Consider the following 23,633-nt stretch of genomic DNA (forward strand, 5'->3'; position numbering starts at 1 on the left):
AACCGAACCAAATTGCCAATGCGATATTTGATCGAACAGGCGCTGACTCTTCTTTTCGAAACGCAATCAAATCAAAACCGCATTTCAAGTATGCGATCAGTGTCAAAACCGTGGATACACTCGAAGCCCAAATGTATTGATCGGATGAGTTTGCGATCCACAACGTCACAGCAAACAAAACTATCGGCAACATGCCGAAAAACACTAGCTTTGAGAAATCGCGTTAACGTCCGCGTTCATGGCGCAAGTCATGTATGGCCAACAAATAGAGCCCGAGAAAGACAAGCGGGGTAAAGAGCAGGAGGGTCATTGTCTGGCTAACAAACTTTACCGCACCGCCTCAATCGGCCCCTCTGCACTCCCGCTGATGAACTGCTCCACATAAGGATCACCCGAGGCGTCCATCTGTTCGACCGGGCCGGTCCACTGAATCACACCTCCGTGCAGCATGGCGACGTTGTCGGCAATCGCGCGGACCGAGCTCATGTCGTGGGTGATGGTCATTGCGGTGGCGCCCATCTCGGTCACGATCTCGCGGATCAGGTCGTTGATAACGCCGGACATGATAGGGTCGAGGCCCGTGGTGGGTTCGTCGAAAAAGATGATCTCGGGCTCGGCGGCGATGGCGCGGGCGAGACCGACGCGTTTTTGCATGCCGCCCGATAGCTCGGCGGGGAAGCGGTCGGCGACGTTGGATTTCAGGCCGACGCGGCGCAGTTTCTCGATGGCGATTTCGCGCGCCTCATCCGCCGGGCGTTTCAGTGAACCGCGCAGCAGGCGGAAGGCGACGTTTTGCCAGACGGGCAGGGAGTCAAACAGCGCAGCACCCTGAAACAGCATCCCGAAACGGGCCAGAAACGCGTCGCGGTCTCCTTTGGAGGCGTCCTTGCCGTCGACATAGATCATGCCGCTGTCAGGCTTGATCAGGCCGAGTATGCATTTCAACGCCACGGATTTACCCGTGCCAGAACCGCCGATGATGACCATCGAGGTGCCCTGGGGAATATCAAGGTTCATGCCTTGCAGGACGTGGTTGTCGTCAAAGGCCTTATGTACGTTCTCCATCCGGATCATAGCGAGAAGAACACCCCTGTAAGAACGAAATTGGCGGCGAGGATCAGCACGGCTGCAGCCTCGACCGAGCCTTTGGTGGCCCGGCCCACACCCTGCGCACCGCGGCCTGAGGACATGCCGTAGTAGCAGCCCATGATGGCGGCGATAACGCCGAAGGCGGCGCCTTTCACCAGTGACGAGACGATGTCGCGGGTTTCAAGGAAATCGACGGTGTTTTTCAGATAGGCTGCCGGGTTGAAGCCCAGATTTTGCGTCGCGACGGTGTAACCGCCTGCGATGCCGATGATATCTCCGACCCCGACCAGCGCTGGAACCGTGATCAGGGCGGCCAGCACGCGTGGGGCGGTGAGGTATTTCATCGGATGGGTGGACAATGTGACCAGAGCGTCGATCTGCTCGGTCACTTTCATCGTCGCAATCTCGGCGGCGATCGAAGACGTCACGCGGGCGGCGATCATCAGGCCGACCAGCACCGGGCCAAGCTCTCGCACCATGCCTATGGCGACGATCTGGGGCACCACGGCCTCGGCGTTGAAACGCGCGCCGCCTGCGTAGATCTGCAACGCCAACGCGCCGCCGGTGAAGATGGCGGTCAGGCCGACCACGGGCAGGGACAACCAGCCGATATTCAGCAGGGCGATTCCGAACTCGCGCGGATAAAACGGTGGTCGAAAAATGTGCGAAACCGCGTCGAGCGCGAACAGCGCGACGCGGCCAAACGCGGCGAGCATGGTCAGGATAGAACGCCCCAGCTCACCCAGCAATGAAACGGGATTCATTCCACGTAGCCCCGCGAAAAGCGACTGCCGAGCGAGGTCAGAATTTCATAGCCGATGGTGCCAGCGGCTTCGGCCAGATCATCGACGGTTTGGTGCCCGTTCAGGATACGCAGGCGATCAGGTTTATACGGCAAGTCAGTCACATCCACGGTGATCAGGTCCATCGAGATACGTCCTACCACCGGGCAGGGCTGATCACCAGCGAATGTATCGATGCCGCCCCCAATGGCGCGATGCAGCCCATCGGCATAACCGGCCGCAACGGTCGCAATCTTCGACGGGCGACGCGCGCTCCAGCTGTTGCCGTAGCCGACTGTTTCGCCGACGGCGACGTCGCGCACTTGAATCACCGGCATATCGACGGTGACGACCGGCTTGGCCCCGGCAAAGGGCATCCCGCCGTACAGGCCAATCCCTGGGCGGCAAAAGTCAAAGTGGAATTCCGGCCCCATCAGAGTACCACCCGTCGCCGCAAGCGAGCGCGGCGCGTCGACGCCATCGGTCATCTGTTTGAACGTGTTCAACTGTTGGCGGTTCATAGGGTGTTCAGGCTCATCCCCGCAGGCCAAATGCGACATCACGACCAGCGGGTCCAGGGCAAGAGCTTCGTGCCGCAGTTCGGCCCAGTCCGCAGGCTCAAGCCCAAGGCGATTCATACCGCTGTCGAGCTGGATACCAAAGCCATGATCGGGCAGGGCCTGACGATGACGCTTGAATTGTTCGGGCGAGTTGATCAACGGCGTCAGATCATGCTGGCGCAGCAGATCCGTGTCACCCTCCATATGTCCGGAAAACACCGCAACCAGCGGGCCGGGGCCCACAGCCTCACGCACGGCCACGCCTTCCTCGGCAACGGCGACGAAGAATTTTGCAACGCCTTCCTCAGCCAGCGCAGAGGCGACTGGACCGGCACCTAACCCGTAAGCGTCAGCTTTGACCACTGCGCCGGTTTCAACCTGGGTCTTTGCGTCAAGCGCCTGCCAGTTCTGGGCGAGCGCGTGCAGATTTATCGTCAGATGTGCGGTACTCATAAACGCCGTTCATCACATAGGATTGGCCCAGGTCAAGGGGGAGCACCTTAATTCTTGGCGGGTTTATGCGCCTCATAGGCCGCTTCCAGCTCGGAACGCAGGAAATCCGCAAATAATAAGGGGCTAAACTGAGGTTGGCCGGTCCCGGGTAGGGGTTCGATGATTGTGCTGACATGAGGATCAAAGAAGAACGGAACGCTATATCGTTCACGGCCCGAACGGTTGATGACCCGATGCGGCGTCGAAAGCAGGCGGCCGTTCGACATCCGGTGCAGCATATCCCCGACATTGACGACAAAAGCGTCGGGACGGGACGGAACGTCAACCCAATGCCCTGACGGTGTTTTGACCTGCAAGCCGCCCACCTGATCTTGAGCAAGCAGCGTAAGGCATCCGAAATCAGTGTGCGGGGCCGAGCCGAATAGATCATCGGGGCTGGTCTTTGCTTGCGGAGGATAGTGAAGCAGACGCAGCCAGAATGTAGGCTCATCAAAGGCGGAAAGGATCGAGAAATCCTGCGCCTCGCAAGCGATCAGCGCGATATGCATCAATCTGCGTCCAAGGGACGACATAGCCTTAACGTAGGTTTCTAGGGTGTCGCGAAAATCCGGTAGATCAGGCCATCGGTTTGGACCCGAGAGGTAGATATCGGGATCAACGCCAGCATCCTCGCGCATCATCATGAAGCTGGCGGATTGGTTGGGTTTTTTTACATGGGCCAGTGTTGAGTTCACATCTGTCGATGTGTTGATGGCGATGTATCCGCGATGCGTGTGGTCGACTGCGATTGCCAGCTTTTGATCCAGCGGCAGTGCGTGAAACCGTTTTGAGGCTTCGAACACATCGCGCATCAGCTGCGGGTCTATTCCGTGATCTTCGATATAGCCAAAACCGGTCGTGCCGTAGGCCGAACGAAACTCGGCCGCGATTTCCTCATCAGGGCGTGCACCCAGACGAATAACGGGGATCTCTGTGAATTCAGTCATGTCTCTCTCGCTTATATTGGGAAGATTGCAGGGGCAAAAATGCCCCCGGTCTATCCCGCAAAGCGTTTGCGGCGATGCCCGAAATGACGCGCCAGAATCACGCGCCGGGGTAGGGGATTGAGACAAGCTTGCATGGCCCGATCCGTACACATCGGACCGGGCAGGTCAAGGAATCAATAACCCTCGATTTGGCTATCCTGTTGCCAGGGTTTGACCAGATTGCCAAATCGGGTGAACTGAGCTTCGAACGACAGCTCTACCGTGCCGATGGGGCCGTGGCGCTGCTTGCCGACGATGACCTCGGCCTTGCCATGCAGGCGCTCCATGGCCTGTTTCCACTCTTCCATCTTTTCCAACTCGTGATCGCCGGGTTTTTCGCGTTCCTTGTAGTATTCCTCGCGGAACACGAACATCACAACGTCGGCATCCTGTTCGATCGAGCCCGATTCCCGCAGGTCAGACAGCTGCGGGCGTTTGTCGTCACGGCTTTCTACCTGTCGGCTGAGCTGTGACAATGCGATGACCGGGATGTTGAGTTCCTTGGCGATGGCTTTCATGCCCATCGAAATCTCGGCGATTTCGTTGACGCGGTTGTCGGCCATTCCGCGGCAGAGCTGAAGGTAGTCGATCACCAGCAAATCCAGCCCGTGCGTCCGCTTCAGCCGCCGTGCTCGGGCAGCGAGTTGCGAGATCGGCAGGGCGGGGGTGTCATCGATGAATAGCGGGCAGGCTTCCAGTTCTTTCGCGGCGTCAACGAAGCGGCGGAACTCGGCCTCGGTCATGTCGCCTTGGCGGATTTTGTGACTGGAAATCTCGGAAGCCTCGGCCAGAACCCGGCCCGCAAGTTGTTCGGCGCTCATTTCGAGTGAAAAGAACCCAACCACACCGCCGTCGATCGCACCTTCAGAGCCGTCCGGCTTGGTGCCGCGTTTGTAGGCCTTGGCCACGTTAAATGCGACGTTTGTTGCCAGCGAGGTCTTACCCATCGACGGACGCCCGGCCAAAATGATCAGGTCGGACGGGTGCAGGCCACCCAATTGCTTGTCGAGATCGGCCAGACCGGTGGAAATCCCCGCCATGCCGCCACCGCGTTGGTACGCCTCGTTGGTGACGTTGACGGCTTCTGTGACCGCCTTGAGGAAGGATTGAAAACCCTGTTCGGTCTGGCCCTGCTCGGATAACTGATAAAGCTGTTGCTCGGCCTCGACGATCTGTTCTTTGGGCTCGCTGCTGACATCGACCCGCGCCGCCTTGTCAGAAATGTCCCGGCCCAGCCGGATCAGCTCGCGCCGAATGGCGAGGTCATAGATCATTTGGGCGTAGTCATGCACCGCAAAGGCACTGATCGAGGCACCGGCAAGCTTGACCAGATAGGCCGGACCGCCCAGTTCCTTCAGGCCCTCATCCTCGGCCATGAAAGACTTCAGCGTGACGGGTGAAGCCAGCGCATTTTTAGCGATACGGGTCGACGCGACTTCGTAGATGCGCGCATGAACCGGATCATAGAAATGCTCGGCCCCAATAATCGAAGCGACGCGATCATACAGATCGTTATTCGTCAGAATCGCACCCAGAAGCTGCTGCTCGGCCTCGATGGAGTGCGGCATTGTTTCTGGGTTCTGAATCTGTGCGGCGGCCTGCTCGATACTGCTGATCTCGTTCATTGCTGTTCTCTTTGTCCCCTGGACAGAGGCCATAGCGCGGCCCTGTGAGTCGGCGCAAATTGTATGTTTTCTGGGGATATGCTGTGCATATCTCTCTGCCCCATCATATTGAAGGATGAGGCAGGGTTGCGTCAACATCTTGTGGATGAAGCGATCGATGCAGCGGTCAGTGTTTCCATTTTGAAAACAGTTTGCGCAACGTCAGCTTTTATGTGCGTCCTGCCAACCGCGCGGGTCGTTCAGGAAGGCCTCGACGCCATCAAGCGTCTCTTCGTCAAAGGCCTTTTGCGCTTTGGCTTCCGCCAAAACATCCCACCAAGTACAAAGCGAGTGCAATTTTACGCCGTGATCGCCCAGCGTTTTCTCGGTTTCGGGGAAAATACCATAATAGAAGATCACAGCCGTATGCCCACAGGTCGCACCGGTTTCGCGGATCGCGTCGACAAAGGACAGTTTTGAGCCTCCATCGGTGGTCAGGTCTTCAACCAGCAGTACCCGCTCACCCTCGCTCATCGCGCCTTCGATGCGGGCGTTCCGGCCGTAGCCTTTGGGTTTCTTCCGCACGTAGGTCATTGGCAGTGCCATGCGCTCGGCGACCATTGCAGCGAAGGGAATACCCGCTGTTTCGCCACCGGCGATATTGTCAAACGCTTCGAACCCCGCGTCGCGCATCACGGTAACCGTCAGGAAGTCCATCAGGGTCGAGCGGATGCGCGGGTACGAGATCAGCTTGCGGCAATCGATATAGGTCGGGCTTGGTAGACCGCTGGCCAGCGTGAAAGGTTCGCGGGAATTAAAGTGTACGGCTTTGATCTCCAGCAGCATCCGCGCGGTCAGGCGGGCGATTTCGGTGCTGTCGGGGAAGGAACTGGGGATCATGGCGCAAACCTCTGGGCTGAAAGGGTGTCGCAGGCTGATAGCCTGACCCCCGGCCCAGAGTCGAGAGGGCACGCTAAAAGAAAAGCGGACCCCCAAGAGGTCCGCTTGATGCCCTTGCGGGCAGAGCAGCCAAGGTGGGCTTGACTGCTCATTTCTCAGGCTCGCTTTCCGCAATCGGCAAGACCGTGCCTTCAATCTCGGTATCGACGTGTATGCGAGGCGAGGTAAGAAGCGCAACCACCATCGCCGTCACAAATGCGTAGGCTGCCGCGCGGTAACTGTATACAGCGCCCATTATTCGAAATGATGCGATGAAGGGTGCAGGTTTTCTTAGTTCTGAGCCAGATCAGCAAGAGCGTCGCTCAAAAGGGTCAAAGCGTGGTCCCGCGCAGCGCGACGTACGTTATCCCGTCCCTGCGCTCCGAATTCCACGGTCTCGGTTCGGGTCAGTTGACCCTGTGCAGCGAGGCCAAAGCATACGCGGCCTTCGGGTTTGTGTTCGGACCCGCCGGGGCCCGCGATGCCAGTGATCGAGACCGCCAACTGTGCCCGCGAATTCTGCAGGGCGCCATTGGCCATTTCCTGGGCGACTTCTTCTGAAACTGCTCCATATGTCTCAAGCGTATCGGCGCGCACGCCCAGCATCTCTTGCTTTGCGGTGTTGGTGTAGGTGACAAAGCCGCGCTCAACCACGGCAGAGCTGCCGGGGATGTCAGTCAGTGCAGCGGCGACCATACCACCGGTACAACTTTCAGCAGTGGCGATCATCATGCCCTGCGCCTTGGCGCGATCCAGCAGCTCGACAACGGTCATAGACCCATCACTCCATGTGAGATACCGGCGAGGACGACCACACCGATGGCTGCAAAGACCCCTGCGATCACATCATCCAGCATGACACCCATTGGATCTCCACGCCGGTCGGCCCAGCCAATGGGACCGGGTTTGGTAATGTCGAAGAGGCGGAACAAGAGAAAACCCGCGATCCAGCCGGGCCAGAGCGCTGTGATGTCTATCCCATGCGCCCAAGACGGGTAGGAAATCGCCCATATCGCGATGAACTGGCCCGCGACTTCATCAATGACAATTTCGGACGGGTCGTGGTCATCTTGTCCAGCTGTCATCACTCGCGTGGCCCACAGGCCCCCGAAGAAAACCGCGAGTGTTGAGATGACCAGCAAGGGGAAGCCACCCAGCGTATGCAGAACCCACGCCAGCGGCAAAGCAGCCAGCGATCCCCAGGTGCCGGGGGCAGGGCGGAGGTAACCGACGCCGCAGACGGTTCCGATTAGACGAGCCGCTGTCATGACTTCACCAGACAGGCAGTTGCGAGCGAGGCAATGCCTTCGCTGCGACCGGTAAAGCCCAGCCGTTCGGATGTGGTGGCCTTGACCGAGACCTGATCGGTGCGCAAGCCCATGATCCGTGCCATTTCGGCACGCATGGTATCGGCATGAGGGCCGATCTTGGGAAATTCGCAGACCAGTGTGCAGTCGACATTCGAGATCTCATAGCCCAACTGCCCAGCCAATTCGACTGCGTGGCGCAGGAAAATTTCACTCGCTGCACCTTTCCACTGCGGATCGGAGGGCGGAAAATGCTGTCCGATATCACCCCGCGCCAGAGCGCCATAGATCGCGTCGGTGACCGCGTGCATCCCCACATCTGCATCGGAGTGACCCTGGAGCCCACGATTGTGCGGCACCTTCACCCCGCAGAGGATCACGTGATCTCCGTCACCAAAGCGGTGCACGTCGTAGCCGTTGCCCAGCCTTACATCCATATTCATACCCATTGTACGTTCGGCCCGGGCGAAATCCTCGGGCCGTGTGATTTTCAGGTTATCCGCATCGCCCGGAATAATCGCGACTTCGACTCCTGCAGCGCGCGCGACTTCTACATCATCCGCCGCACCTCCGGGATGGGCTGAATGGGCGGCGGTGATTGTGCCATAATGAAATCCCTGCGGTGTCTGCGCAGCGTAAAGGCCGGATCGATCCTGCGTTCCTGTCACCGTCGAACCGTCGCCTGTCCAGAGCGCATCCGTGACGGCCAAGCCTGGAGCAGCTGCCGCATGCGTGTCGAGTGCTTTAAGAACATCGCCGATTATCCGAGCGCTGACGCAGGGGCGGGCAACATCGTGAATCAAAACCTTTTCAACGCTGTACGCTTCCAAAGCCTGCAACCCGTTGCGCACTGATCCGGCGCGGTCTGCACCGCCGGGTGCAAGGATCAGGTTTGTCGCGCTGAATTCTTCCCAAACGGCTGTGTCCTCTTCGGCCAGCACCAAAACGACGTGATCAACCAACCCTTCGAAGCGATCAATCGTCCAATCGGCCACGCGCCGCCCAGCCAAGGCACGCCACTGTTTGGGCACTCCGCCTCCGGCGCGCTGGCCGCGCCCGGCGGCGACGATGATGGCGGCTGTGGTCATCTGAAAGGTCTCCTGATTGGGGCATTGTTTAGGGGGCGGTGAATGCAGAGGCAATCACCCGCGTCAATTTGCTTAAAAAATAAGCATATGATGATTTTGCGGGCTTGAATGTTCCCGTTTTATTGTTCATATGCCGCAATTTCGATATCAAATGCGCAACTGCTCAAGGATTAAGCACATTGGCCCTGCGTCTTGCTGATAAGGATCTGACTCCTCCGGTGCTGCTGGCACCAATGGCCGGAATCACCGACCGGCCTTTTAGGGACCTTGTGATGCGCTTCGGCGCGGGCATGGTTGTCAGCGAAATGGTCGCCAGCCAAGAGATGGTACAGGCCAAACCAGGCGTACGTGAACGGGCCGAGCTGTCGGCGGATGTGGAAAACACCGCAGTGCAATTGGCCGGACGCGAGGCGCATTGGATGGCCGAGGCCGCCCGGCAAGTCGCTGACCGGGGCGCGCGCGTGATCGATATCAATATGGGCTGCCCGGCCAAGAAGGTAACCAATGGCTATTCCGGTTCAGCTTTGTTGAAAACTCCGGACCATGCACTGACGCTGATCGAGGCCGTTGTGGGTGCAGTTGATGTGCCTGTTACGCTGAAAACGCGGCTAGGCTGGGATGACAATCTGCTGAACGCGCCGGATGTGGCGCGGCGTGCGCAGGACGCAGGCATCCGGATGGTGACCATCCATGGGCGTACGCGCTGTCAATTCTATAAAGGCCGGGCAGATTGGCGGGCGATCCGGGCGGTGAAAGAAGCCGTCTCGATCCCTGTCATCGCAAACGGTGACATCGTCGATACCGAGGCCGCGCAAATCGCGCTGAATCAGTCCGGGGCCGATGGCGTCATGGTAGGTCGGGGGGCGCAGGGCAAGCCCTGGCTGCTGGCGCAGATTTGCCATGATCTCTATGGCGCTGCTTCTCCAACCATTCCCACGGGCACTGAACTGATCGAGATGGTGCGTGGCCACTATCTGGCGATGCTGGAGTTCTACGGTACCGATCTGGGCCTGCGCGTCGCACGCAAACATCTCGGTTGGTACATGGATGAGGCCGGAACACCCGCCACCTTGCGGCGGGCTGTCCTGACATCCCGCGACACCAATGAGGTGTTACGGCTTTTGGCAGATGCGCTTAGTGGCACGGCGGAGGCAGCAGCATGACCTCTGACCAGAGCATCTGGACCTCGCTTCCGGTTCCGGCGTTCATTATCGATGCCGAAGATCGGATATCGGACGTCAACTCCTCGGGTGAGGGGTTTCTGAACGCCTCCCGCAAGGCAGTGATTGGACACCCGGTCTGGGATCAACTCGCGGTTGACGCGCCGTTGGAAGAGGCGTTTCTGCGCGCGCGTCAACAAGGTACACCGCTGTTCGTGAACGATGTGGACGTTGGGTCGGGCAATCGCGCGCCGCTACAATGTGCGCTGCAAATCGCGCCGCTGATGGGGCATCCCGGTTCAATGATCATGATCATCTCGCCGCGCGAACTGGCCGGTCGGATGACCCGTGGCAACACTGTGAAATCGGCAGCGCAGTCTGCGATTGGTATGGCCGAGATGCTGGCGCATGAGATCAAGAACCCTTTGGCAGGGATCACCGGTGCGGCGCAATTGCTCAGCATGAATATTTCGCAGCAAGATCTTGAGCTCACTGACCTTATCGTTGAGGAAAGCCGCCGCATCGTGAAGTTGTTGGAGCAGGTAGAACAGTTCGGAAACCTGTCTCAACCCGATTTCAAACCGGTCAATATCCACGATGTACTGGATCGCGCGCGCAGGTCAGCGCTGTTGGGTTTTGGCGCGCATATGGCGATTATCGAGGATTACGACCCCTCGCTGCCCTTGGCCTATGGGGACCCGGATCAGTTCCTGCAGGTGGTTCTGAACTTGCTCAAAAACGCTTCGGAAGCTGCTGATGGCAACGGTACAATCCGGCTGCGTACCTATTTTGAGCATTCATTCCGACTGCGGCGCAGCGACGGTTCGGGTCATTCGCTGCCTCTGCAGATCGAGATTATTGATGATGGGCCGGGCCTGCCGGAAAATATTCGCAGGGATATTTTCGACCCCTTCGTGTCGGGCAAGGAGAACGGCACCGGGCTTGGGCTGGCGCTAGTCAGCAAGATCGTTTCCGACCACGACGGCTGGATTTCGGCTGAATCTGTGCCCGGACGCACTAGTTTTCGACTGTCCCTGCGGCGTGCACCGAACGACGCGTATGAAAAGGAGAGCATCTGATGGATGGCACAGTTCTGGTTGCCGATGACGACCGCACGATCCGCACGGTTCTTACACAGGCCCTGACGCGGGCGGGGTGCAAGGTTCACGCGACATCTTCGCTGACCACGCTGATGCGCTGGGTAGCCGAAGGCAAGGGCGACGTTGTGATCTCGGATGTGGTAATGCCGGATGGAAACGGGTTGGAGATGCTGCCAAAGATCGCGCAGGACCGTCCCGGTTTGCCGGTCATCGTGATCTCGGCCCAGAACACCATCATGACAGCCATTCAGGCGGCTGAGGCGGAAGCTTACGATTATCTGCCAAAGCCTTTCGATTTGCCCGATCTGATGAAGCGCACCGCGAGGGCGCTGGATCAAAAGCAGCGGGTACAGGCTGAGCCGGTGATGGCCAGCGAAGACCGACCTGATGAACTGCCGCTTGTCGGGCGCACCCCGGTGATGCAGGCGCTTTATCGTCTGGTCGCTCGGGTGATGAACACGGATCTGTCTGTAATGATTTCTGGTGAAAGTGGGACGGGTAAATCTCTGATAGCACGCGCTATTCACGATTTCTCTGACCGAAGGACACTGCCCTTTGTCACCGTGACTACTGCCGATCTGAGCGATTTGGAAGGCCCGGCACGGGTTATGGCGCGCGTACGTGGTGGTACGCTGCTGATCGATGAAATTGCCGATATTGATGATGAGATTCAGGCCCGTATCGTGCGCATGATGGACACGCCGGGCGATCACGTGCCGCGTTTCATGGCCACAAGTCAATCAGATCTGACCGACGCGATGGAAAGCGGTCGCGTGCGGCAAGATCTCTATTACCGTCTCTGCGGTGCGACGATCCACGTGCCTGCGTTGCGCGAACGGGTTGATGATATTACCTTGCTGACCGATCACTTTCTGGCGCGGGAGGAGCGGGAAAGCGGCGCGCAGCGTCGCCTCAGCCCCGAAGCGGTCGAGTTGGTGCGCCGGTATTCCTGGCCCGGCAATGTCCGACAGCTTGAAAATGCGATCCGGCGTCTTGGTCTAACCAGCCGATCTGATGAAATCTCGCGCACCGAAGTTGAGATGGTGCTGGGTAGCCAGCCCGAGGCCGAACCAGTTCTGGGTGATGGCGAGCGTGAGAAGCTGTCATCTTCTGTTGGTCGTCACCTGCGCCGGTATTTTGATCTGCACGGAAACATCCTGCCGCCTCCCGGCCTCTATCAACGTATTCTACGCGAAGTCGAGGCACCGTTGATCGAAATCGCGCTGGATGCGACTGGTGGAAATCAGGCAAAATGTGCTGATCTCCTGGGGATTAACCGGAATACGCTGCGGAAAAAGATTACTGACCTCGATATTCAGGTGACACGCCGTCGCAAACTGATGTAATATCGCCACACAAACAGTGGCATTCGGGTTCGACCCCGGGAACGACCACGATATATGGCGGTAAGCCGCGCAAGCGGCACATCAGAATGAGGGCAGACGGTGGCAACCCGGGCACAGAACGGGCCGATCCTATCGATCAACCGGTGGCGCAAGTCCCGGAGGATGCGCAATTTCAGTACATTGGGATTGGTTATGCTGGGCCCGGTTCTGGCGCTTGCAACCTATCTCGTCATTGGCCCTTTTGATCTTGGCGCGGCGGCACCGACACTGCGGCTGATTTTGTTGGCTGATCTGGTCTACGTGCTGGTCGTAGCTGCGCTGGTGTTGGGCCAATTGTTCAGTCTGATCGCCGCGCGTCGCGCAAAATCTGCGGGCTCCCGTCTTCACCTGCGCCTGATCGGCGCTTTCACGCTGTTGGCTCTGGTACCGACGGTCACCGTGGCGATTTTCGCCGGGCTGACGGTGAATATCGGCCTTGAAGGTTGGTTCTCGGACCGTGTGCGGCAGGTGGTTGGGTCGTCACTGACTGCGGCCGAAGCTTACGAACAGGAACACCGCGAGGGCCTGACGCAGGATGCGGTTGTTCTGGCGCGTTTCCTCGATAACGCGCGATCGTTGGATTATTTTGTCTCAGACGCCGAATTGCGAGAGGTTCTGGCCCAGGGGCAGGCCCAGATACAACGCGGTTTGCGCGAGGCCTATGTGATCGATGGCAGCGCCGAAATCCGATCGCGCGGTGATCGGTCCTACCTGTTCGACTACGAGGCACCAACTCCCGAAGAGATGATCGAGGCCAATGATCAGGGCGTGGCCATCATTGCCGATTGGGAGAACAGCGAATTCCGCGCGCTTGTTCCTTTGCATGCCTATCTTGACCGGTATCTTTATGTCAGTCGCGAGGTTGATGGGCAGCTTCTGACCCTGCTTGATGAAACCAAAGAGACAGCACAGTTCTACAGCCAACTGGAAAGCGAGCGGGGCAGGGTCCTGTTCGAATTCGGCCTTCTGTATCTCGGCTTTGCTGTGATCCTGATTCTGGCCGCGATGTCGCTGGGCATGTGGTTCGCCGAACGTCTTTCTCGCCCTGTCGGACGGCTGACAACGGCGGCGCAACGCGTTGGTGCTGGTGATCTTAGTGTTCAGGTCATCGAAGAGGCCAGCGACGACGAAATCGCGATGCTGGGCCGCTACTTCAACCAGATGACTCGTCAGTTGAAGGGGCAGCGCGACACGCTGTTGGAAAACACACGCCATATCGAACGTCGAAGGCGGCTATTTGATTCAGTTCTAAGCTCGGTGACATCCGGTGTCGTTGGCGTTGATTCAGAGGGTTGTGTGACCTTCGTGAACCGATCCGCTGAACGTCTTCTGGGCTGGTCTGGTGGAGAGCAAAACCTGGCTATCGGTATCGCTGTTCCCGAATTTTTGCCTTTGTTCGAAGCCCTTAAGGACAGCGGGCAAGAGGCGGTTCAGGGGGAGATCAAGGTAACCCGTAAAGGCCGGTTGGAGAACTTACTGGTACGCATGGCGACGCGGCGTGGCGAGGATGGAAGGCTGGAAGGCTACGTTGTGGCCTTTGATGACGTGACCGATCTGGTAAGCGCGCAGCGCATGGCGGCGTGGGGTGATGTGGCCCGTCGCATTGCGCATGAGATCAAGAATCCGCTGACACCGATCCAACTGAGCGCCGAGCGAATCAAACGCAAATTCTCGCGCAAGCTGGACGAGGACGATTGCGATAGCCTGGAATCGATGACCGACGTGATCGTGCGGCAGACCAATGATCTGCGGCGGATTGTTGACGAGTTCTCGAAATTCGCACGCATGCCCGAACCGGAACGGCGCGAAGAGAATATCGTGACGCTAGTGCGTGAGGCGGTTCTGTTGCAGCAGGCGGGTCAGCCTGATGTTCAGATCGATGCGGACTTACCTAAACAGCCCATTTTGGCGGATGTGGATTCGACCATGTTGAGCCAGGCGTTGACGAACCTGATCAAGAACGCGGGCGAGGCTATTGAAACGCTGAAAGAAAAAGGCGCACCGGACAATCTGAAACCTCAGATCAAAGTCGTTGTCTCCACTGACGATGCAGGAACGCAGATCACCATTGCGGACAATGGCATCGGTCTGCCCGAGGACAGGGCACGGCTGTTCGAACCTTATGTGACCACGCGTGACGAAGGCACCGGCCTTGGCCTGCCCATCGTAAAGAAGATCATCGAAGAACATGGCGGAGCGCTGACATTGGAAGACGCGCCCACATTCGACGGACAGGACCATTTCGGCGCAATGGCTGTCATTCGTCTACCCGGGGCCTCAGGCGGCCCGACAAATGCGCCGGAAAAACAGGCGATTAAAACAAACAAACTGAAAGCAGGCCAAAGATGAGCGACATTCTGATCGTAGATGACGAACGCGATATTCGCGAATTGGTGTCCGATATTCTGGAGGACGAAGGCTATTCCACCCGGCTGGCGGCAAACTCGGACGAGTGCATGTCGTCGATCAATGCCGAACCTCCGGGGCTGTTGATCCTGGATATCTGGCTGAAAGACAGCCGTATGGATGGGATCGACATCCTGAAAGCGGTTAAACGGGATAACCCGGATGTGCCGGTGGTGATCATTTCGGGCCACGGTAATATCGAAATTGCGGTGGCTGCGATCAAACAGGGGGCATACGACTTTATCGAAAAGCCCTTTAATATTGACCAGTTGATGGTTGTGATCCGTCGCGCGATGGAAACCTCGCGCCTGCGTCGCGAGAATGCCTCGCTGAAGCGGCAGGAGGTCAGCTGTTCAGACATGATTGGCAATTCTGCGTCGTTCCGAGCGATGCAGGGGCAGTTGGACAAGGTAACAAAGTCGAATGGCCGGGTTATGCTCAGCGGGCCGGCTGGGTCGGGCAAGGAAATTGCCGCGCGCTATATCCATGCCCATTCCAACCGGGCGAATGCCCCATTTGTGACGGTCAATTGTGCGGGGATTGAACCTGAGAGGGTTGAAGAGGTTCTGTTCGGACGAGAATCGTCTGAGCGCGGAATCGAGTCAGGCCTGCTGGAAGAGGCGCATGGCGGCGTTGTCTACTTCGACGAAGTCGCTGACATGCCGCTGGGGACGCAGTCCAAGATTCTTCGCGTGTTGGTTGATCAGCAATTCCAGCGTGTCGGTGGCTCTGACAAGGTGCGGGTTGATCTGCGGGTCATCTCCTCGACCAACCGCGATCTGGAAGAAGAGATCGCCGCCGAACGGTTCCGCGAAGAACTGTATCACCGGCTGAATGTGGTGCCGATTGCGGTTCCCTCGCTGGAGGAACGGCGAGAGGACATCCCGGTTCTGGCGCAACATTTCATCGAGATGTGCAACGATACACAGGGTCTGCCGATGCGCGAGCTGTCGGATGAGGCTATTGCTTTGCTACAAACGATGACATGGCCGGGCAATGTGCGTCAGCTGAAGAACCTGATTGAGCGGGTGCTGATCCTAGGCGATAGCACTGGCCCGATCGAGGCCCGCGAGTTGCCCAACGAAGAAGAGAAATCCGACGAGTCCGGGCGCGTGGTACTGTCTGGCGCACTGGCGACGCTGCCGCTGCGTGAGGCGCGCGAAGCGTTCGAGCGTGAATATTTGCTCACCCAGATCAATCGGTTTGGTGGCAACATAAGCCGCACGGCCAGTTTTGTCGGCATGGAACGCAGCGCCTTGCATCGCAAGCTCAAGTCGCTGGGCGTCGTGACCTCGAACAAATCCGGTGCGCGGGTGGCTCAGATTGACGAGCCCGAACCAGCCGAGTGAGTGCCGCGCCAAATACAAAGACCGCAGCCGTTTCCATCGGTTTTCCCGCCTTTGGTAAACGGTTGAAGCGGTTGCGGCGGTCGGTTGGACTTAAGCAATCCGCCCTCGCAGATCTGATTGAAGTCGACCAAACCACGATTTCCCGGTGGGAAAACGGGGGTCAAACGCCATCGCCGCATATTCAACAGTCCGTTTTTGCAGCGTTGGGGCCGGTTCGGGTGCAGGATTCTGCGCTGAAACGTCTGGTCGTTCATTCGGCAGAGTGCTTGCACCTTGTCGAAGAGGCCAGCCATACCTGCCTTGCTTATTCGGGCAGCCGGGCGCGGGATTGGAAGACCTCACAGCGCGCCTTGCTGGGCGTGTCGCTTTGGCAATTTGCAACGGATGAGATCCGACAAGCCGAAGCAGAACTGCAGAAAGATGGCTGGTGGGATTTGCATTCGCCTTCACCCAAAGCGTTTCTGACTTCCGAGGCTGTGCATGATCAAATCAGGATCAGCGCCGGGCAAATCGTGTGGGAGCGGTTGTATCTGGGTGATGGCACTCCGGTCCGTCTGGTCAGCGGGCGGCGCGAAGTCACCGCATAATTTATGCGTTCCGCTGGCAGGTTAGGCGCGATAGACCGGCTGCATGAGTGACTCTTTTCGTACATTCTTGCAGGTCATGCTGATCTGGTTTGCTGGCCTCGGTGCGGCAACCCAATTTGCAAAGATTGCCGTACCATTTTCTGATGTGGGGCTGTTGTACCCGGACAACGCTGCCGTGATCGGCTGGTTGCTGTCCATTATCAGTCTAATGGGGGCTGCTTTGGGCGCGATATCCGGAGCGATCACAGCGCGTATTGGGCCAAATCGTCTATTGCTATTAGGGCTTGTGCTCGGTGGCGCGTTATCTTTGCTGCAAGCAAGCTTGCCGGTTTTTCAACTGATGCTGCTCAGCCGGGTGATCGAGGGGCTGTCCCATCTTGCGATTGTGGTGGCGGCACCGACGCTGATTGCTCAGATCACATCCGGTCGGGCGCGGTATAATTCCATGGTGCTGTGGAGTACATTCTTTGGCGTTGCATTCGCATTAAACGCTTGGGTTGGGCTGCCCATCGTCGATCGTTTCGGACTGCCCACATACTTTGCCATGCACGGGGGTCTGATGCTGCTGATCGCCGCGCTGATCTCGCTTAGCGATCTGAAAACCGACATAGGCCAGACGGAGGGTACCGGGTGGGGGCTCTCCGCCTTCCTTGATGTGCATATCAGGACCTACCGCTCACCCTTTATTTCGGCCCCGGCAATTGGCTGGTTCTTTTACACGCTGACATTTGTTTCTCTTTTAGCGATCCTGCCGGGGCGTTTACCCGAAGGGCAGGGCGCATCGATTGCGGCACTTATGCCCCTGGCAGGGATTGTACTGTCATGGCTGCTGGTGCCCTTGCTGTTGACCGTCCTGTCCTGCGTCAGCGTCGTCAATCTGGGCTTTATGCTGGGGATCGCGACGATCATCGCATTGTTTCTGGGGGCGCCCCTTAAGTTCGGATGTATCGCCTTGTTTGCCGTGCTCGGGCTTGTACAGGGCGGCAGCTTCGCCGCTGTGCCAGAGTTAAACGATACCACCGAAGCCCAAGCTCTGAGTTATGGTGCGATGGCGCAGATGGGCAATGCCGGAAACCTGCTTGGAACCCCGGTATTGCTGGCGATATTGCTGGGCGTCGATGAGGCTGGCATGTTTGTAGCCGTCGCCGCGTTCTATAGCATCGCGATCATAGCGCATCTGCTGCTGGCGCGGCGTCGCAAATCAGCTGGCTTGTCCCGGAGTGATGATCTGAAATGACCCGTCGTCGAATTTCACGAAACAGGACGCGCTGTTCAGCGGCGGGAGCGTCGTGGTGCGCGTGGGCGTGACCCGCGATTTGACACCTTGTTTGCAAGGCGGAAGGCTGACCGGGCGATAGCCCTTTTGGGCCATGCACTGCGCCTCGACCTTGTTTCTCAGCCCCTGATTCACGTCGACGGTATAGACCCGCCCAGGCTCCCACCATCCGGGGTTGCGATAGCAGCGTCCTCGGCCATCGCAATAGGTGCGCCCGGGCCAATAGACTGGCGGGCTCTGCCGGACCTGATTGGCGACAGGGGCGTCCTTGAGGGCTTGCACCTGACAGTTCGTGGTCTCGGTCTGCATCCTCGAGACGCTCTCACCTTCGCGATAATACAAAGAAAGCGGACCACAGGCGGACAGCGTCAGCAGGCAAATCAGGGCAGGCAGAATGGTTTTCATATGCTTACTTTGGCGCAGCTTAGGAGGCATGACAATTCAATTGACCGCTTTGGGGGCATCTGTCATTCAAAGATTTCAGGCAGAAAGGCCAAGAGCATGAAGGTCATCATATGCGGTGCCGGTCAGGTCGGCTGGCAGATTGCGCGTCACCTTTCGGGCGAACTGAACGATGTGACGGTGGTCGACAACAATCCCGATCTGGTACGTCGCGCGACCGAGACGCTGGACGTGCAGGGGATCGCCGGTTTCGCCAGTTATCCGGATGTGCTGGATCGTGCAGGGGCCCGCGACGCCGACATGATCATCGCCGCGACCCATTCGGATGAGGTGAATATGGTCACCTGCCAGATGGCGCATTCGGTTTTTTCGATCCAGCGCAAGATCGCGCGTTTGCGGTCGAAATCCTATCTTGAAGCAATCCATTCCGATCTCTACCGCCGCGATCATCTGCCCATTGATGTAGTGATCAGCCCGGAACGCGAAGTTGCCGCCGCAGCGATGCGCCGTCTTTCGGCACCTTCTGCTTTCGATACCGAGATATTCATGGATGGAAAGGCGCAGCTGCTCGGCATTCGGGTCGAGGAAGACTGCCCAATCGTCAACACACCGCTGCGACAATTGACCGACCTGTTTTCCACGCTCAGCTCGATTGTGGTTGGTGTGCGCCGTGAAGGGACGCTGTTTGCGCCGGAATCCGAGGATCAGCTGTTTGTAGGCGACGAATGCTACGTCTTCACTAGCGTAAAAGACGTTGAACGTACGATGGAGGTGTTCGGCAAGGCTCAGCGTAAGCAAGATCGTGTGGTGATCGTCGGCGGCGGTAATGTCGGGTTGGAAGTGGCCCGCACACTAGAAGAGCGCGAAAGCCGGGTGCGTGCCAAGATTATCGAGCGTGACCGCAAATGCGCCGAAATCGCTGCCGAAGCATTGGAGCGGACGATTGTTCTGAACGGCGACGGCCTAGATTCATCTTTGCTGAGCGAAGCAGGGATTGAGCGCGCCGACGCGATGTTGGCGGTCACGGATGACGATCGCACCAACATGCTGGCCGCGGTACGCGCCAAGGGAGAGGGTTGTCCACTGGCCATCGCCCTGATCAACGATCCCAGCATGGTCGCTTTGATGGGACCGCTGGGGATTGACGCATATATCAACCCGCGCGCCACCACTGTCAGTTCGATCCTGCGTCACATTCGGCACGGGCGCGTGCGTCAGGTGTATTCCATTGGAGATGCCGAGGCCGAGGTAATCGAGGCCGAAGTGCTATCAACCTCGCCCATGGCTGGACAAAAACTGCGCGACATCGATTTCCCAGAAGGCGTTCTGGTCGGCGCAGTACGCAAAGGTGACGAGGTTCTGCGCCCGACCGGCAGCTTGCGCATCGACGAGAAAGACGTGGTGGCGATCTTTGCAATGGCCAAAGACGTGTCCGAGGTTGAGCGTCTGATGCAGGTTTCAATCGATTTCTTCTGATGTTGCAAGCACGCGGACAGCAACGGATCGGAGTATTGCGGCGATTGCCGCTGCTGCTGATGATCTGGGGTATCGTGTCGCTGGCAATGTGGATACCCGCAGTTTATGCGCTGGCGCTGGATGATCACGCCACCTCACGGTCATTCTTCTATTCCGGATTGCTGGGTGTTTTTGCGGTGTCGATCATAGCTCTGGCCATGTCGAACCGACGACCACGGCGGGGAACGCTTGGTCAATTGGCGGTTCTGCTGGCCGCCTTTACCGTACTGCCGATATTTCTTGCTATTCCGTTTCATGATGCGCTGGGGACAACCAGCTTCCTGAACGCCTATTTCGATATGGTCAGCGCGCTGACCACAACCGGCGCTGATCTGTTCCCCGATCCCGCACGCCTTTCGGCGCCGTTGCACTTATGGCGCGCGTTGGTCGGTTGGATGGGCGGATTGCTGATGTGGATCTCGGCGGCCGCGATTCTGGCACCCTTGTCGTTGGGCGGTTTCGAAGTCACAGCCCGGGGGCAACCAGGGCGTCCCGTCTCGGGCGTGGCACAGAGCGAGAAGTCCGATCCACGCGGCCATCTGATCCGCGTGTCGCGCACATTGGCACCCGTCTATGCGGGTTTGACAGCTGTGATCTGGATCCTGCTGTTGATCGCAGGTGAGCAAGGGCTTACTGCCGTGAGCCACGCGATGTCAGTGATTGCGACTTCCGGCATATCACCCGTCGGTGGATTGGAAGGATCGACCGCAGGAATCACTGGCGAGGCGATCCTGTTCCTGTTCCTGTTCTTTGCCCTGTCGCGGCTGACCTTTTCGACCGATACAGCGACCTCAGGGTATTCGCGGCTGGACAAAGACCCAGAATTTAGGATTGGCATCTTCATCGTGCTGGCGGTCGCTGTGCTGCTGTTCATCCGGTTTTTGGCTGGAACGGCCGAACTGAACATTGCCGTCGAAGTGCGGCAAGCACTTGGCGTTTTTTGGGGGTTCATGTTTACGGCGATGTCGTTTCTGACCACGGCCGGATTTGAAAGCGCCAACTGGAACGACGCGCAGCAATTGTCGGGCTTGAGCACACCGGGCCTGATTCTGATGGGGTTAGCCCTGGTCGGAGGAGGCGTGGCGACGACTGCGGGTGGGGTAAAGCTGTTGCGGGTTTTTGCGCTCTATCTGAATGGCAAGCGCGAGATTGACCGACTGATCTATCCTTCTTCGGTCAGCGGAGAGGGTGGCGGCAACCGCCGCATTCAAAGCGACGGTGCCTTCATCGCCTGGATCTTCCTGATGATGTTCGCCCTGACGTTGGCCTTGTTCGATTTGTTGCTGGCCGTCATGGGCGTAGGTTTTGAACAGGCCATGCTGCTCAGCGTTGCCGCACTCAGCACCACGGGGCCGTTGATTGAATTGGCAACGGATGTGCCCATACGTCTGATTGATCTTTCCAGCGGGGCCAAGTTGACGGTCTGCGCGGCGATGGTGATCGGGCGGTTGGAAACTCTGGCGATCGTGGCACTGATTACGCCAACGCTGTGGCGCGATTGACCCTGCGTCAGGCACCTGGTGTTACTGCCTGATTTTTCATCTGGAATATCTGTGCGCGGCACTCCATACTCTGCCGGAGGGAGCGCGTTGGTCCGCAGCGCGTAGCAAGAACAATGGCGAGATAACAAAATATGGCTTCGGACAGACAGAATCTGCAGGACGCGTTCCTGAACAATGTACGGAAAGCAAAGGTCCCGGTCACAATATTCCTGATCAACGGTGTGAAATTGCAGGGTGTAATCACCTGGTTCGATAACTTCTGCGTGCTGCTGCGCCGCGACGGACAGTCGCAGTTGGTGTACAAGCATGCGATTTCGACCATCATGCCGTCACAGCCGATCAACCTGTATGAGGGCGAAGACGCCTCTTGATGGAACATGAGAGGGCGCGCACCCGGGCTTGGGTGCTGCATCCCGAAATCAAATCAGATGAACAGCGCCGTGTCCCCGAACCAGCGCTGGAAGAGGCGGTGGCACTAGCTGCCGCTTTGCCCGATCTGGATGTGGTCGGTTCCGAAATAGTGCGCCTACCGCGCGCGCAGGCTGGTTTTCTGTTCGGCAGCGGCAAGATCGAGGAACTGGCCGAACGCCTCCACGACAATGAGATCGAGCTGGTTCTGATCGACGGGCCAGTGACTCCGGTTCAGCAGCGCAATCTGGAAAAGGCGTGGAAGGTCAAAATCCTCGACCGGACCGGTTTGATTCTGGAAATATTCAGCGACCGTGCGCGTACCCGTGAAGGTGTGCTGCAAGTTGAGATGGCCGCGCTTAGCTATCAGCGTACGCGACTGGTTCGGGCCTGGACCCACCTGGAACGTCAGCGCGGTGGACTTGGGTTTGTGGGTGGTCCCGGTGAAACTCAGATCGAGGCCGACCGGCGTGCTATTGATGAACAACTGGTCCGCCTGCGCCGACAATTGCAAAAAGTGGTGAAGACCCGCACCTTACACCGCGCAGCGCGCGCGAAGGTTCCATACCCGATTGTTGCACTTGTTGGCTATACAAACGCCGGGAAATCCACGCTGTTCAACAGCCTAACCGGGGCCGAGGTGATGGCAAAAGACATGCTGTTCGCCACGTTGGACCCAACCATGCGACGGGTTGAGCTGCCGGATGGCCCCGAGGTGATCCTGTCCGATACCGTGGGTTTCATCTCGAACTTGCCCACGGAACTGGTTGCGGCCTTCCGCGCCACGCTGGAAGAGGTTCTGGGGGCTGATCTGGTCGTGCATGTCCGCGATATCAGCCACGAAGAAACCGAAGCACAGGCACGGGATGTTGAGGCGATCCTGAACTCTCTGGGTGTTGAGGACAGTCGCCCACGGTTGGAGGTTTGGAACAAGATCGATCTGCTGAGCCCGGAAGACCGCGAAGCCGCGCTTGCCCGGGCAGAGCGTGATCCGGCGATCTTTGCCATATCGGCCGTAACGGGCGAGGGTGTTGATCCGCTGCTGTCTGAAATCGCCACGATCCTGCAGGGCACGCGGTATGAGACTATCCTGAAACTGGGCTTTGCCGATGGTGACAAACGCGCGTGGCTCTATCGTCAGGATGTGGTCAGGTCTGAAGATCAAACCGAAGAGGGGTTCGAGATCACGGTGCTCTGGACTGACAAGCAGGCGTCCCGCTTCGCGGCGTTCTAGGTACCGTCTATCTGGCGCTGGTAATCCTCTGCATCGAACCACCCAAGCGACGATAGCACCTTGTTGTCCTTTGAAAGCTCCCACTCTTCCCAGCCGCGTGTAACGACACGGTTGCCGGTCTCGACGTGATGGCCTTCGAGGGTCCAGACAAAAATGGCATGCCCTCCGGCCCAACGCATCATATCGCAACGCACCTCAAGATCGGGGAATTCTGCATAGAACCCGCGGGCCATTTCAGCGATTTCGGCATGGCCGCGCAGGGGCTCACCGCGATTAATGCTGATCTGACCTTCGGGGGCGAAAAAACTGGCGACCAAGTCGGGATCGCCCGAGCTCCAGGCGATGGCATAATCGCGTGCGAGATTGTTTAAGGTGTCTCGAAAGCTGCCCATGCATTTTCCCCCTTCGTGCAATGCGACGGCCAGACGAGTTTAGGCGATAACGAAGGGGTGCGCCACGCGA

Annotated in this window: 22 protein-coding genes; 11 read left to right on the top strand and 11 right to left on the bottom strand. The window is 58.2% G+C overall.

Features of this window, described 5'->3' with window-relative positions; genetic code table 11:
• Window positions 1–327: 327 nt before the first annotated feature.
• From ACR0NM_RS04415 to ACR0NM_RS04455, 9 genes are all read right to left on the bottom strand, one after another.
• A complete protein-coding gene (locus ACR0NM_RS04415; RefSeq protein ID WP_170421956.1) occupies window positions 328–1,074 on the bottom strand; it encodes an ATP-binding cassette domain-containing protein in 747 nt (248 codons plus the stop codon).
• Entirely contained in the window at window positions 1,071–1,853 is a 783-nt protein-coding gene (locus ACR0NM_RS04420; protein WP_480613397.1) for an MlaE family ABC transporter permease, read from the bottom strand. Before ACR0NM_RS04420 ends, ACR0NM_RS04415 begins: the two co-directional genes overlap by 4 nt.
• A complete protein-coding gene (alr, locus tag ACR0NM_RS04425; RefSeq protein ID WP_170800638.1) occupies window positions 1,850–2,884 on the bottom strand; it encodes an alanine racemase in 1,035 nt (344 codons plus the stop codon). The genes ACR0NM_RS04420 and alr overlap by 4 nt, the downstream gene beginning before the upstream one ends.
• Window positions 2,885–2,931: 47 nt before the next feature.
• Window positions 2,932–3,870 (bottom strand): isopenicillin N synthase family dioxygenase, encoded by a 939-nt coding sequence (locus ACR0NM_RS04430; RefSeq protein ID WP_480613399.1) that lies wholly within the window; start codon window positions 3,868–3,870, stop codon window positions 2,932–2,934.
• A gap of 173 nt (window positions 3,871–4,043) precedes the next feature.
• Entirely contained in the window at window positions 4,044–5,534 is a 1,491-nt protein-coding gene (locus ACR0NM_RS04435; protein WP_170567117.1) for a replicative DNA helicase, read from the bottom strand.
• Window positions 5,535–5,735: 201 nt separating this feature from the next.
• Complete coding sequence (locus ACR0NM_RS04440; protein WP_170406124.1) at window positions 5,736–6,413, bottom strand: orotate phosphoribosyltransferase; 678 nt, start codon at window positions 6,411–6,413, stop codon at window positions 5,736–5,738.
• A 330-nt stretch (window positions 6,414–6,743) separates the two neighbouring features.
• Window positions 6,744–7,226 carry a CinA family protein gene (locus tag ACR0NM_RS04445; protein WP_480613401.1) on the bottom strand — a complete coding sequence of 161 codons (483 nt, stop codon included), beginning with the start codon at window positions 7,224–7,226 and terminating at the stop codon, window positions 6,744–6,746.
• The gene (locus ACR0NM_RS04450) at window positions 7,223–7,720 is read right to left on the bottom strand and encodes a phosphatidylglycerophosphatase A family protein (protein WP_170567122.1); all 498 of its coding nucleotides are present in this window, start codon (window positions 7,718–7,720) and stop codon (window positions 7,223–7,225) included. The genes ACR0NM_RS04445 and ACR0NM_RS04450 overlap by 4 nt, the downstream gene beginning before the upstream one ends.
• A complete protein-coding gene (locus ACR0NM_RS04455) occupies window positions 7,717–8,847 on the bottom strand; it encodes a bifunctional 2-C-methyl-D-erythritol 4-phosphate cytidylyltransferase/2-C-methyl-D-erythritol 2,4-cyclodiphosphate synthase (RefSeq protein ID WP_480561421.1) in 1,131 nt (376 codons plus the stop codon). Before ACR0NM_RS04455 ends, ACR0NM_RS04450 begins: the two co-directional genes overlap by 4 nt.
• A gap of 179 nt (window positions 8,848–9,026) precedes the next feature.
• Between ACR0NM_RS04455 and dusB the strand changes: the two genes are divergently transcribed.
• The 7 genes from dusB to ACR0NM_RS04490 all read left to right on the top strand — a co-directional run bounded on the left by dusB (window position 9,027) and on the right by ACR0NM_RS04490 (window position 18,071).
• Window positions 9,027–10,010 carry a tRNA dihydrouridine synthase DusB gene (dusB, locus tag ACR0NM_RS04460; RefSeq protein ID WP_480613403.1) on the top strand — a complete coding sequence of 328 codons (984 nt, stop codon included), beginning with the start codon at window positions 9,027–9,029 and terminating at the stop codon, window positions 10,008–10,010.
• Entirely contained in the window at window positions 10,007–11,086 is a 1,080-nt protein-coding gene (locus ACR0NM_RS04465) for a two-component system sensor histidine kinase NtrB (protein ID WP_480613405.1), read from the top strand. Before dusB ends, ACR0NM_RS04465 begins: the two co-directional genes overlap by 4 nt.
• Window positions 11,086–12,453 (top strand): response regulator, encoded by a 1,368-nt coding sequence (locus ACR0NM_RS04470; RefSeq protein WP_480613407.1) that lies wholly within the window; start codon window positions 11,086–11,088, stop codon window positions 12,451–12,453. Before ACR0NM_RS04465 ends, ACR0NM_RS04470 begins: the two co-directional genes overlap by 1 nt.
• Window positions 12,454–12,615: 162 nt before the next feature.
• On the top strand, window positions 12,616–14,841 hold the full coding sequence (locus ACR0NM_RS04475) for a sensor histidine kinase NtrY-like (protein ID WP_480571092.1): 2,226 nt from the start codon (window positions 12,616–12,618) through the stop codon (window positions 14,839–14,841).
• Window positions 14,838–16,247 carry a nitrogen assimilation response regulator NtrX gene (gene ntrX, locus ACR0NM_RS04480; RefSeq protein ID WP_170396856.1) on the top strand — a complete coding sequence of 470 codons (1,410 nt, stop codon included), beginning with the start codon at window positions 14,838–14,840 and terminating at the stop codon, window positions 16,245–16,247. The genes ACR0NM_RS04475 and ntrX overlap by 4 nt, the downstream gene beginning before the upstream one ends.
• Window positions 16,244–16,834: a helix-turn-helix domain-containing protein gene (locus ACR0NM_RS04485; RefSeq protein ID WP_170595453.1), complete on the top strand. Its 591-nt coding sequence runs from the start codon at window positions 16,244–16,246 to the stop codon at window positions 16,832–16,834. The genes ntrX and ACR0NM_RS04485 overlap by 4 nt, the downstream gene beginning before the upstream one ends.
• Before the next feature lie 43 nt (window positions 16,835–16,877).
• Window positions 16,878–18,071, top strand: a complete 1,194-nt coding sequence (locus ACR0NM_RS04490) for an MFS transporter (protein ID WP_480613409.1) — start codon at window positions 16,878–16,880, stop codon at window positions 18,069–18,071.
• On the opposite strand, the gene ACR0NM_RS04495 is transcribed toward ACR0NM_RS04490, so the two are convergent.
• Window positions 18,036–18,515: a hypothetical protein gene (locus ACR0NM_RS04495; protein WP_170396863.1), complete on the bottom strand. Its 480-nt coding sequence runs from the start codon at window positions 18,513–18,515 to the stop codon at window positions 18,036–18,038. The genes ACR0NM_RS04490 and ACR0NM_RS04495 overlap by 36 nt on opposite strands.
• Before the next feature lie 96 nt (window positions 18,516–18,611).
• Between ACR0NM_RS04495 and trkA the strand changes: the two genes are divergently transcribed.
• The 4 genes from trkA (at window position 18,612) to hflX (ending at window position 23,171) form a co-directional block, all read left to right on the top strand.
• Window positions 18,612–19,988 (top strand): Trk system potassium transporter TrkA, encoded by a 1,377-nt coding sequence (gene trkA / locus ACR0NM_RS04500; protein WP_480613411.1) that lies wholly within the window; start codon window positions 18,612–18,614, stop codon window positions 19,986–19,988.
• Window positions 19,988–21,529 (top strand): TrkH family potassium uptake protein, encoded by a 1,542-nt coding sequence (locus ACR0NM_RS04505; RefSeq protein WP_170396867.1) that lies wholly within the window; start codon window positions 19,988–19,990, stop codon window positions 21,527–21,529. The genes trkA and ACR0NM_RS04505 overlap by 1 nt, the downstream gene beginning before the upstream one ends.
• A 131-nt stretch (window positions 21,530–21,660) precedes the next feature.
• Window positions 21,661–21,900, top strand: a complete 240-nt coding sequence (gene hfq, locus ACR0NM_RS04510; protein WP_005982826.1) for an RNA chaperone Hfq — start codon at window positions 21,661–21,663, stop codon at window positions 21,898–21,900.
• A complete protein-coding gene (gene hflX, locus ACR0NM_RS04515) occupies window positions 21,900–23,171 on the top strand; it encodes a GTPase HflX (protein WP_170817832.1) in 1,272 nt (423 codons plus the stop codon). The genes hfq and hflX overlap by 1 nt, the downstream gene beginning before the upstream one ends.
• On the opposite strand, the gene ACR0NM_RS04520 is transcribed toward hflX, so the two are convergent.
• The gene (locus tag ACR0NM_RS04520; protein ID WP_170421920.1) at window positions 23,168–23,563 is read right to left on the bottom strand and encodes a nuclear transport factor 2 family protein; all 396 of its coding nucleotides are present in this window, start codon (window positions 23,561–23,563) and stop codon (window positions 23,168–23,170) included. The genes hflX and ACR0NM_RS04520 overlap by 4 nt on opposite strands.
• Window positions 23,564–23,633 lie beyond the last annotated feature (70 nt).

Source organism: Ruegeria sp. AF2, from assembly GCF_056542025.1.